The organism is Streptomyces sp. SM1, from assembly GCF_002910825.1.
GTDB classification, from domain to species: Bacteria; Actinomycetota; Actinomycetes; order Streptomycetales; family Streptomycetaceae; genus Streptomyces; species Streptomyces okerensis.
In genome coordinates this window covers 1-11,372 of record NZ_NEUB01000609.1, presented here as the reverse complement: position 1 = coordinate 11,372, position 11,372 = coordinate 1, and the positions used below count along the sequence as shown (strand labels likewise).

Below are 11,372 nucleotides of genomic sequence, written 5' to 3'. Positions count from 1 at the left end.
GCCCGGGTGGCGGCCAGGAAGGCGTCCGTCACCTCGGACATCCGGTCCCGGGCGGCCTGGTTGATGACCTCGACCGCGAACTCCAGCTGGGTGGTCCCGGCCTGCTCGGTCAGCTCGGAGAGCTGGCGGGCGGCCTGCGCGGGACCGCACCCCAGCCGTTCGACGAGAATGCCCTTGGCGAGTTCGATCAGCGCGCGGCCCTCGGCCTCCGCCTGGGCGGCCCGCACCTCACGGCTGAGCCGGTCCACGGTGGCCGCGAGCCTGCCCACGGGTGAGTCCGCGGACACCCCGGCGGGCCCGGCCGTCGGGTGGCCGGGTCCGATTCCGGGCTGCTCGTCCGGATGCTCCCTGATCGTCACGGTGCGCACGCTCCTCGCCGGCTGCGGGGTCCTGCGGCGCGGCTCATGCGGGCAGCCAGCGGCGGACACAGGCGATCAGAGCCTGGGTGTCGACCGGTTTGGTGACGTAGTCGCTCGCCCCCGAGGCGAGAGACTTCTCCCGGTCCCCGGGCATCGCCTTGGCGGTGACGGCGATGATGGGCAGCTCGGCGTACCGCGGCATGGAGCGGATCTCGGCCGTGGCGGCGTAGCCGTCCAGCTCGGGCATCATCACGTCCATCAGCACGAGCGCCACGTCGGGGTTGTTCACGAGTCTCTCGATGCCCGCGCGGCCGTTCTCCGCGTGCAGGACCCGGAAGCCGTGCAGCTCCAGGATGCCGCTGAGCGCGAAGAGGTTGCGCGCGTCGTCGTCGACGACGAGGACCGTCCGGCCGGAGAACGAGCCGTCCACGACCGTCTGCGGGGTGCTCCGGTGCGCCTCGTCGCCGCGCACCAGCGACAGCACGTCGCCGGGCTCCTCGGCGGCCAGGTGCAGGGCGATGCGTTCGCGCAGCTCGTCCAGGCTGGACAGGAACTCCAGCGACGTGCCCCCGGCCCGGGAGCGCAGGGCCTCCTCCGCCGCCGCGTCGGTCCGGTGACCGCTGTGCACCAGTACCGGCACGCCGGTCAGGGCGGAATCGCCCCGCAGCGCCTCCAGGAACCGGGCCACCTCCGTCTCCATGCCCAGCTCCAGCACCACGCAGTGGCACGGATCGGCGGCCAGCGCACCGGCCGCCTCCTGGGCGCCGACGGCCGTGATGATGTCGACCGACGGCCGGGAGGAGCCGTCGCCCTGGGTGACGTCCTGCACCACGCTCTCCGCGACCAGGGTCAGCAGGCCCCGGGGCCGCTCCTCCACGACCAGCAGCCGCCGCGGGCGCGGCCCGGAGCCGGTCCCCGCCTCGATCGCCGGCACCGGCCGGGACGATGCGTCCGGCAGCGCCTCGGACGGACCGTGGTCCGCGCCCTGCGCGGGCCGCAGCAGATCCTCGAAGTCCGGCCGGGCCACGGGCAGGAACAGGGTGAAGGTGCTGCCCTGACCCGCGACGCTGTCCACGGTGACCGCGCCGCCGAGCAGATGCGCGATCTCCCGGGTGATGGACAGGCCGAGCCCCGTGCCGCCGTACTTGCGGCTCGTCGTGCCGTCCGCCTGCTGGAAGGCGCCGAAGATCGACTCCAGATGCTGCTCCGGGATGCCGACACCGGTGTCCCGCACCCGGAAGGCCACCACCGGCCCGCCGCGCAGCACGCCGGTGGGCACCTCGTCGTCCGGCGCGGGCTCGATCCGCAGCTCCACACCGCCGCGCTCGGTGAACTTGACCGCGTTGGACAGCAGATTGCGCAGCACCTGCCGCAGCCGGGAGTCGTCGGTGAGCAGGTCCGCCGGCGCGCCCGGGGCCGTCGTCACCGTGAAGTCCAGGCTCTTCTGCATCGTCATGGGCCGGAAGGTGACCTCGACGTACTCGACGAGCCTGCGCAGCTCCACCCGCTCGGGGCTGACGTCCATCTTCCCGGCCTCGACCTTGGACAGATCGAGGATGTCGTTGATCAGCTGCAGCAGGTCCGAGCCCGCCGAGTGGATGATCTGCGCGTACTCGACCTGCTTCGGGCTGAGGTTGCGCGAGGGGTTCTGGGCGAGCAACTGGGCCAGGATCAGCAGGCTGTTCAGCGGGGTGCGCAGTTCGTGGCTCATGTTCGCCAGGAACTCCGACTTGTACTTCGAGGCCAGCGAGAGCTGCTGGGCCCGCGCCTCCAGCTCCTGCCGGGCGTGCTCGATCTGCAGGTTCTTCGCCTCGATGTCCCGGTTCTGCGCGGCCAGCAGCGCGGCCTTCTCCTCCAGTTCGGCGTTGGAGTGCTGGAGTTCCTCCTGCTGGGACTGCAACTCCGCCGAGCGTTCCTGCAGTTCGGCGGTGAGCCGCTGCGACTCGGCCAGCAGCTCGTCGGTACGGGCGTTGGCCACGATGGTGTTGACGTTGACGCCGATGGTCTCCATCAGCTGGACCAGGAAGTCCCCGTGGATCTGGGTGAACGGAGTCACCGAGGCCAGCTCCATGACGCCCAGCACCTGGCCCTCGACCACGATGGGCAGCAGCACCAGCGAGGTCGGCACCACCTGGCCGAGACCGGAGGAGATGGTCATGTAGTCCGGCGGCAGCTCGTCCACCGTGATGGCCCGCCGGCTCCGGGCGGCCTGGCCGACCAGGGTGCGGCCGAAGGCGATACGGGTGGGCCGGCCGCTGTCGTCGGGGTACCCGTAGGAGCCGACCAGCCGCAGCCCGGGCCCGTCGTCGCCGTCCTCCACCAGGTAGAAGGCGCCGTACTGGGCCGACACCAGCGGCACCAGCTCATCCATGATCAGCTCGGCGACCACGGGCAGATCCCGGTGCCCCTGCATCAGGCCGGAGACCCGGGCGAGGTTGGTCTTGAGCCAGTCCTGCTCCTGGTTGGCCCGGGTGGTCTCGCGCAGGGACTCCACCATCGCGTTGATGTTGTCCTTGAGCTCGGCGACCTCGCCGGACGCCTCGACGGAGATCGAGCGCGTCAGATCGCCCTCGGCGACGGCGCTGGTGACCTGGGCGATCGCGCGGACCTGCCGGGTGAGGTTGCCCGCCAGTTCGTTGACGTTCTCGGTGAGCCGCTTCCAGGTGCCGGAGACGCCCTCGACCTCGGCCTGGCCGCCGAGCCGGCCCTCGGTGCCGACCTCGCGGGCCACGCGGGTGACCTCCTGGGCGAACGCGGAGAGCTGGTCGACCATCGTGTTGATGGTGGTCTTCAGCTCGAGGATCTCCCCGCGCGCGTCCACGTCGATCTTCTTCGACAGATCGCCCCTGGCGACGGCGGTCGTCACCAGAGCGATGTTGCGCACCTGACCGGTGAGGTTGTTGGCCATGGAGTTGACGTTGTCGGTGAGGTCCCGCCAGGTACCCGCGACATGGGGCACATGAGCCTGGCCGCCGAGCCTGCCCTCGGTGCCGACCTCGCGGGCGACCCGGGTGACCTCGTCGGCGAAGGCCGACAGCGTGTCCACCATGGTGTTGATGACGTCGGCCAGCGCCGCGACCTCACCGGCGGCCTCCACCCGGATCCGCTGCGACAGGTCGCCCCGGCCCACGGCGGACGCGACCTGGGCGATGGAGCGGACCTGACCGGTCAGGTTGGACGCCATCACGTTGACGTTGTCGGTGAGGTCCTTCCAGGTGCCGGAGACACCCCGCACCTGGGCCTGGCCGCCGAGCCTGCCCTCGGTGCCGACCTCGCGGGCGACCCGGGTGACCTCGTCGGCGAAGGCGGAGAGCTGGTCGACCATCGTGTTGATGGTGTTCTTCAGCTCGAGGATCTCGCCCCGCGCGTCGACGGTGATCTTCTGCGACAGGTCGCCCTTGGCGACCGCCGTCGCCACCAGCGCGATGTTGCGCACCTGGCCGGTGAGGTTGCCGGCCATGAAGTTCACCGAGTGGGTCAGGTCGCGCCAGGTGCCCTGGACACCCTGTACATCGGCCTGGCCGCCGAGCCTGCCCTCGGTGCCGACCTCGCGGGCGACGCGGGTGACCTCCTGGGCGAAGGCGGAGAGCTGGTCGACCATCGTGTTGATGGTGTTCTTCAGCTCGAGGATCTCGCCCCGCGCGTCGACGGTGATCTTCTGCGACAGGTCGCCCTTGGCCACGGCCGTCGTCACCTGGGCCACATTGCGGACCTGGGCGGTGAGGTTGCCCGCCATCGCGTTCACCGAGTCCGTCAGGTCGGCCCAGGTGCCCGAGACACCCGGCACCTGTGCCTGCCCGCCGAGCGCGCCCTCGGTGCCGACCTCACGGGCCACGCGCGTGACCTCGGAGGTGAACACCGAGAGCTGGTCCACCATGCCGTTGAAGACCTTGGCGATGTCCCCCATGAGGCCGTCGGCCTCGTCCGGCAGCCGGGTGCCGAAGTCCCCGTCCCGTACGGCCGTCAGCCCCGCCAGGAGCCGCCTCAGCTCCTCGTCCCCCGGAGCGGCGTCGGTCCCCCCGGTGCTCTTGCTGGTCATGCGCACCCTCGTTCCGGCAGAGTCAGTGCGCGTTTCCGCAGTTCACGGATGTGCGCGATGAGAAATACGCCGAAGGCTAACCCACGTCGAGGGGGCGGAACAAAGCGTGGGCGGGACCCGCGGACCGGTACGGAAAAGTCGCCGCCCGCAGGCATGACTCCCGTTCCGGCGGGTACCCGGGAAGATTTTCGCCGGGCGCGCGGCACCGGGTCACCGGCGCGCGTTTTTCCCGTCGGCGCCCTTCGAATGTACGGGCGCCCGCCGGGTATTGGCTGCAGTGGGAGGAGGGCGGGCGGACACACCGGACCCGCTCACTCCGCGCAGTGGACGTTCACCGGGGAGGCAACGAGCAGTGGCCATCGACAGTATCTGGTCCTACGCGCCGGACCTGAGTCACCTCGCGCAACAGGGTCTGACGGGCTACACCGTCCTCGCGAGCGACGGCACCATCGGCCATGTCGACCGGCAGGCCGACCATCACGGAATGCGGCACCTCGTCATCGACACCGGGATGTGGGTGTTCGGCCGCAGCCTCCTGGTGCCGGTCGGCACGATCGCCGCCGTGGACGCGGCCGAGCGGAGACTGACGGTGTCCTGCACCCGGGCCGAGGTGAAGGCGGCTCCCCGGTTCCGCACCGACAGCGAGACCATGGATCCGGCCTACCTCACCGCGGTCGGCGACTACTACCACCGGCTGCCGCCCCGCGAGCGGTCCGCCGGCTGAGCACCGGCGCCGGGCGGCTCACCACGGCAGGAAGACGTGGATGTCCTTGCCGTGGGCGCCGCCGACGACGCTGACCTGGTCGCACAGCGTGTGGATCAGATGCCAGCCGATCCCGCCGCCCCCGCTGCCCGGATGGAAGGGCCGGGGAGCGGGCTCGGTGGTGCTGGTGTCGTGCATCACCACGTGCACCCCGTCGAACGTCCTGCGCAGCCGCAGCTGGAAGGGACCCGGCGCGTACTGGACCGCGTTGGCGGCCAGTTCCGTGACCACCAGGAGAATGTCGTCCCAGTGCTCCGGAGCCGACGGCGCCGACATTCGGGCCAGATCGAAGAGGAACTCCTCCGCGACCAGGCGTGCGTCCGTCACATCGTGCAGCTTCCCCGGGAAGCTGGCGATGCGGGTCGTGATCTCCTCGCCGGCCAGTGTCCTGTCCCCATACCGCTCGGGTGCCATCTCGCCTTCCCGGGCCCCGGCGCAGCGGGGCGGTAGTTCGTGTCCTGTGCGTCCTCCGGTCTGTGGGTTCCCGCGAGGGCGGAGCCTACGCGCCCGCATGCCCGTGCCCGGTGGGTGACAAACCCGTCACCGGCCGCGCGGTCCGCGGCGGTCAGCGGAACACGTTGTCGGAGTCGTCCCAGCCGGGGGATCCGCCGGACGCCGGACCCCGCCCCGGACGCGTACGCGACTGGTACATCGCGTCGATCTCCAGCGCGTAGCGCCGCACGATCTCGTCCCGGCGCAGCTTCAACGACGGTGTGAGCAGACCGTTGGTCACGTCGAACGGCTCGGGCAGCACCCGGAACACCCGGATCGACTCGGAGCGCGACACACTGCTGTTCGCCGCGGCGACCGCCCGCGCGATCTCCTCGCGCAGCGCGTTCTCCTCCCGGGCCTCCCTGGTCGGCGCGTCGCCCGGCAGGGACAGCGTGCCCCGCCAGTGGGCCACGAAATCCGGGTCCAGGGTGACCAGGGCGCCCACACACGGCCGGTTGTCGCCCACGACGACGGCCTGATGGACCAGCGGGTTCATCCGCAGCCGCTGCTCCAGGGCCGCCGGGGCCACGCTCTTGCCGCTGCTCGTGATGATGATGTCCTTCTTGCGGCCGGTGATCGAGAGATAGCCCTCGGGGTCCAGCCGCCCGAGGTCCCCCGTGGCCAGCCAGCCGCCGCGCAGTGCCGCCCGGGTGGCGGCCTCGTCGCCCACATAGCCCTGGAACACCGACGGGCCCCGCACCAGGATCTCCCCGTCCTCGGCCAGCCGGACCCCGACGCCCGGCAGCGCCTGTCCGACAGTGCCGGACTTCTCCCGGCCGAACGGCTGCATCGTCACCCCGCCGCTGGTCTCGGTCAGCCCGTAGCCGTCGTGGACGTAGATGCCGATGCCCTCGTAGAAGAGGGAGAGGTCGCGGTTGAGCGGCGAACCGCCGGAGGTGGCCCGGCGCGCCCGGCCGCCGAGCGCGGCCCGCAGCCGGCGGTAGACGGTGCGCTCGTAGAGGGCGTGCTGCAGCTTCAGGTCGAGGCCCGGCCCGGATCCCCGCCCCAGCCGCTGCCGCTCCACCGCGGCGGCGAAGTCCCGGGCCGTCTCCGCGGCCCGCTCGAACAGCGCCCCGCGGCCCTGCTGCTGCGCCGTGCGCAGAAAGTTCTTGTAGATCTTCTCCAGCAGCGAGGGCACCGCGTACAGATAGGTGGGCCGGAAGGTGCGCAGGGCAGAGGAGAGCGACTCCCCGCTGAGATCGGGCTCGTGCCCCATCAGCAGCCCGCCGCGGACGCACAGGCTCTGGATCATCAGGCCATAGACGTGGGAGAACGGCAGGAAGGCGAGAACGGCGCCCTGCTCCCCGGGCGGGGCCGCGGTGTGTCCCCAGCCCTCCAGCAGGGTGTCGCAGATGAACGCCAGACCGCGGTGGCTCAGGGCACATCCCATGGCATGGCCCGAGGTTCCGGAGGTGTAGGCGACCACGGCCGTCGAGTCCGGGAGCACGATCCGGCGCATCGAGTCGACCGTGGCCGACGGGATGAACTCGCCGCGCGCCGTCAGCTGCTCCAGCCCACCCGAGTCCAGCTGCCAGACGTGTCTGAGGCGCGGCAGCGCGGCGCACACCGACCCGACGGTCATCACGCTCTGCTCGTCCTCCACCAGCACGGCGACACAGCCGGAGTCCCTGAGGATCCACTCCACCTGCTCGCGCGAGGAGGTCGGATAGATCGGCACGACCTCGGCGCCCACCGTCCACAGGGCGTGGCAGAGAAAGGTCCATTCGCAGCGGGTGCGCGCCATGATCGCCACCCGTGCGCCCGGCGAGATCCCGGACGCGATCAGACCCTTGGCCAGGCCGACGACCTCGTCCCGGAACTCCGCGGCGGTGATCTCCTCCCAGGTGGAGGAGTCCGGGCCGGTACGGCGGGCGAGCACCGGCAGGGCGGGGCTCTCGTCCGCCCTCGCGAAGAGGCTGTCGGCGAGACCGCCGGCCAGTGGCGTGGCGGACGGGGGAGCGAGAGCGAGATCGCTCATGCGCTGCTCCTGACATGTACGGGTGTGGCTCGGCCGGTGAGGACGGTCATCGGCGGTGCCTGAATCTAGTCGAGCCCGTGCGCCCCCGGGCCGGGATCGCGACAAGTGTGTCCACACTGATGATCTCGCCGGTTTCGGGGGACCCGGACGGCATGACCTACGTCAACCCAGATCCAGATCCGGAACGCAGCACCGGCCTCGAACCGGGCGGCGGCGTACCCCCGGGCGAGACACCGCCCGCGGAGAGCAGCATGCCCGAGGCAGGCCCCCGAGGAGGGCAGAACACGACCAGGGGCTGGGCCGGGGGCCCGCTGACCGCGATCCTCGCGGTGGCGGTCGTGGTCGCGGCCTTCTTCCTGGTCTACGCCCTGATCCTGATCCTCTGACCCCAGCGGCCCGGCAACCGGTCGGCCCGGCAGCCGGCGGGCCCCGTACGTCCTAGGCCTGGGTGTGCCGCACGCACTCCGTGACGACATCCCTCAGGCTGTCGGTGCGCCGCATCAGGTCCCGCTGCACCTGGGCGCCGTTGCCGTCGCGCAGCAGCCGGGCGCACCCCTCGCGGGCGCGCTCCAGGTCCCCTGCGGCCTCCAGCGCCTCGGCGCAGTGACCGAGGAGGCCGTGCACGACCGCCTCGGCGGGTTCGCGCCGCATGGTCCGCGGGTCGAGCAGTTCGCCTGCCAGGCCCGAACGGGCCGCCTGCCAGGCAGCCAGCCGGAGCAGGCTGACGCCCGGGTCCAGCGGCTCACGGCCCGCCCGCCACTCGCGTGCGGCGGTCTCCACCAGCCCCCTGGCCAGGGTGGCGATCAGCCCCGCGGTCTCCGCGTGCAGACAGACGTCGGAGACCCGGATCTCCACCGTCGGATACCGCTCGGACAGCCGGGCGTCGAAATAGATCATGCCCTCGTCGAGGATGACGCCGGTGGCCACCATGTCGGCCACCCGGCGGTGGTACCGCTCGGCCGAGCCGAACATCTCCGTCGGACCGGCCGACGGCCAGCGCTGCCAGACGCGGCTGCGGTAGCTGTTGTACCCCGTGTCGCTGCCCTGCCAGTACGGCGAGTTCGCGCTCAGCGCCGCCAGCACCGAGAGCCACGGCCGCAGCCGGTCGAGGACCGCCGTGCCCTCCTCGTCGGACTCGACGGACACATGGACGTGGCAGCCCATGACGAGCTGCTCCCGGGTGGCGATGCCGTACTGCTCCTCCATCCACCGGTAGCGCCGCTTGACCCCGATGGACGGGCTGACCGGCAGCGGGGACGTGGCGAGCGCGGCGACGGCACAGCCGATCTCCCCGGCGTGACCGGCGGCCTCCTTGCGGCAGCGGACGATCTCCGCACGCAGGCTCTCCATGGACGACTGCGGATGCGTGGCGAACTCCAGCATCTGCTCGTGCAGTTCCTTCTCGAAGACGTCCTGCTCCGCGTCGTCCCGCTCGGCCCGGGCGAGCACCGCCGCGGACATCGCCCGCGGTTCCCCCGACTCCGGATCGACCAGGAGGAGCTCCTCCTCCACTCCCACGGTGCGCACCTGATGTCCGCCCTTCCGAGAACTCGCCGCGACGACGCCGAGACGCCCTCGGCCGTACGCTCCCGAATGCCCCGCGGCCGGCCGGGGACACCTGGGCGTCGTCGCGGGGTCTCAGAGAGGGACGGGAGCCAGCCACACCGTCGCGAGCGGCGGCAGCGTGAGCCGGACGCGGCCGTCCTCGGGCTTGACCGGGTCCGGGTTGGTCACGTCCCCGCCGCCGTAGCGCGCGGCGTCGGTGTTGAGGACCTCCTGCCAGGCGATCACGTCGTCGCCGGTGGTGAGCCGGTAGTCCTGCCGGACCACGGGGGAGAAGTTCGACACCGCGAGCAGCGGCCGGCCCTCGGCGTCGTACCGCAGGAACGCGAAGACGTTGTCGTCGGCGGAGTCGACCGCCACCCACCGGAAGCCGGACGGGTCGGTGTCGCGCTGCCACAGCGCCGGCGTGGCCCGGTAGCGGGAGTTGAGATCGCGTACCAGGTCCTGCACCCCGCGGTGGTCCCCGGCGGAGTGGTACCCGTCGTCGAGCAGCCACCACTCCGGTCCCTGTTCCTCGGACCACTCGGCACCCTGGGCGAACTCCTGCCCCATGAACAGGAGCTGCTTGCCGGGGTGGGCCCACATGAAGGCCAGGTAGGCGCGCACGTTCGCGCGCCGCTGCCACCAGTCGCCCGGCATCTTCGACACCAGCGCCTGCTTGCCGTGCACCACCTCGTCGTGCGAGATCGGCAGGCAGTAGTTCTCGCTGTAGGCGTACACCATCGCGAACGTCATCTCGTGGTGGTGGTACTTGCGGTGCACCGGCTCGTGGGAGACGTACTCCAGCGAGTCGTGCATCCAGCCCATGTTCCACTTCAGGCCGAACCCGAGACCGCCGGTGTCGGTGGGCCGGGTCACGCCGCCCCACGCCGTGGACTCCTCCGCGATGGTCACCACGCCGGGGCAGCGCCGGTAGACGGTGGCGTTCATCTCCTGGAGGAAGGCCACTGCGGCCAGGTCCTCCCGGCCGCCGTGGGCGTTCGGCTCCCAGCCGCCGTCCTCGCGCGAGTAGTCGAGGTAGAGCATGGAGGCGACGGCGTCCACCCGCAGCCCGTCGATGTGGAACTCCTGGCACCAGTACACGGCGTTCGCGACCAGGAAGTTGCGCACCTCGGTGCGGGCGAGGTCGAAGGTGTACGTCCCCCAGTCGGGGTGCTCCGCGCGCCGGGAGTCCCCGGGCTCGTACAGCGGCTCCCCGTCGAACCGGGCCAGCGCCCAGTCGTCCTTCGGGAAGTGCGCCGGCACCCAGTCCATGATCACGCCGATGCCGGCCCGGTGCAGGGCGTCGACCAGGTACCTGAAGTCGTCCGGGGTGCCGAGGCGGGCCGTCGGCGCGTAGAAACCGGTGACCTGGTAGCCCCAGGACGGGCCGAAGGGGTGCTCGGCGACCGGCATCAGCTCCACATGGGTGAAGCCCATGTCCCGGACGTACGCGGGCAGCACCTCGGCGAGTTCGCGGTATGTCAGTCCCGGCCGCCACGACGGCAGATGGAGCTCGTACACCGAGAACGGCGCCTCGTGCACGGGCGTTTCGGCCCGTGTCGCGAACCACTGCGCGTCGCCCCACTCGTAGTGCGAGGCCGTCACGACGGACGCCGTGTTCGGCGGCGCCTCCGTGCGGCGCGCCATCGGATCGGCCTTGAGGAACCGGTGGCCGTGGCGCGAGTGGATCTCGAACTTGTAGCGGGTGCCCTCCTGGACGCCCGGCAGGAACAGCTCCCACACCCCGGACGAGCCCAGCGAGCGCATCGGGAACGCCGTACCGTCCCAGTGGGTGAAGTCGGTGGCGACCCGCACCCCTTGCGCGTTGGGCGCCCACACCGTGAAGCGGGTGCCGGTGACGCCCTGGTGGGTCATCGGGTGCGCGCCGAGCGCCGTCCACAGCTCCTCGTGCCGGCCCTCGCCGATCAGATGCAGGTCGAACTCGCCGAGCGCGGGCAGGAAACGGTACGGGTCGTGCGTCTCACCCGTCCCGTCGTCGTAGGCCACCGCCAGTGTGTACGCGGGGACCGCGTCCAGCGGCAGTACGACGGAGAACAGGCCGTCGCCCTCCGAGACGAGCGGGGTGCGGGTGCCGTCGACGATCACGCCCACCTCGCGGGCGAAGGGACGCAGCGCCCGGAAGGCGATCCCGCCGGGCACCGGATGGGCGCCGAGCAGGGCGTGCGGATCGTGGTG

General features: G+C 71.5%; 8 protein-coding genes. 2 read left to right on the top strand and 6 right to left on the bottom strand.

Annotated elements, in window-relative coordinates; translation table 11 throughout:
* Together B9S61_RS15125 and B9S61_RS15120 are read right to left on the bottom strand one after the other, a co-directional pair.
* Positions 1-353: ANTAR domain-containing protein (locus B9S61_RS15125; protein WP_374936212.1), on the bottom strand; the 353-nt coding region annotated here is incomplete at its 3' end.
* Positions 354-402: 49 nt separating this feature from the next.
* Positions 403-4,398 (bottom strand): HAMP domain-containing protein, encoded by a 3,996-nt coding sequence (locus B9S61_RS15120; RefSeq protein WP_103542727.1) that lies wholly within the window; start codon positions 4,396-4,398, stop codon positions 403-405.
* Between the two features lie 352 nt (positions 4,399-4,750).
* On the opposite strand from B9S61_RS15120, the gene B9S61_RS15115 reads away from it, so the two are divergent.
* Positions 4,751-5,122, top strand: a complete 372-nt coding sequence (locus B9S61_RS15115) for a hypothetical protein (RefSeq protein ID WP_103542726.1) — start codon at positions 4,751-4,753, stop codon at positions 5,120-5,122.
* An 18-nt stretch (positions 5,123-5,140) separates the two neighbouring features.
* Here B9S61_RS15115 and B9S61_RS15110 read toward each other — a convergent pair whose 3' ends face one another.
* Complete coding sequence (locus B9S61_RS15110) at positions 5,141-5,575, bottom strand: ATP-binding protein (protein WP_103542725.1); 435 nt, start codon at positions 5,573-5,575, stop codon at positions 5,141-5,143.
* Positions 5,576-5,726: 151 nt separating this feature from the next.
* Positions 5,727-7,631, bottom strand: a complete 1,905-nt coding sequence (locus B9S61_RS15105; RefSeq protein WP_103542724.1) for a long-chain fatty acid--CoA ligase — start codon at positions 7,629-7,631, stop codon at positions 5,727-5,729.
* Positions 7,632-7,783: 152 nt separating this feature from the next.
* Here B9S61_RS15105 and B9S61_RS15100 point away from each other — a divergent pair, with 152 nt between their 5' ends.
* A complete protein-coding gene (locus tag B9S61_RS15100) occupies positions 7,784-8,017 on the top strand; it encodes a DUF6480 family protein (RefSeq protein ID WP_103542728.1) in 234 nt (77 codons plus the stop codon).
* A gap of 52 nt (positions 8,018-8,069) precedes the next feature.
* On the opposite strand, the gene B9S61_RS15095 is transcribed toward B9S61_RS15100, so the two are convergent.
* Together B9S61_RS15095 and glgB are read right to left on the bottom strand one after the other, a co-directional pair.
* Positions 8,070-9,158 carry a glutamate--cysteine ligase gene (locus B9S61_RS15095; protein ID WP_103542723.1) on the bottom strand — a complete coding sequence of 363 codons (1,089 nt, stop codon included), beginning with the start codon at positions 9,156-9,158 and terminating at the stop codon, positions 8,070-8,072.
* Positions 9,159-9,269: 111 nt separating this feature from the next.
* Positions 9,270-11,372 (bottom strand): 1,4-alpha-glucan branching protein GlgB (gene glgB / locus B9S61_RS15090; RefSeq protein ID WP_103542722.1); only part of this gene is annotated, 2,103 nt, incomplete at its 5' end.

What these genes read in the sequence shown, in the direction of transcription:
- B9S61_RS15100 (WP_103542728.1), top strand. Translation starts at nt 7,784, where the DNA reads ATGACCTACGTCAACCCAGATCCAGATCCGGAACGCAGCACCGGCCTC.
- B9S61_RS15110 (WP_103542725.1), bottom strand. Translation starts at nt 5,575, where the DNA reads ATGGCACCCGAGCGGTATGGGGACAGGACACTGGCCGGCGAGGAGATC.
- B9S61_RS15120 (WP_103542727.1), bottom strand. Translation starts at nt 4,398, where the DNA reads ATGACCAGCAAGAGCACCGGGGGGACCGACGCCGCTCCGGGGGACGAG.
- B9S61_RS15105 (WP_103542724.1), bottom strand. Translation starts at nt 7,631, where the DNA reads ATGAGCGATCTCGCTCTCGCTCCCCCGTCCGCCACGCCACTGGCCGGC.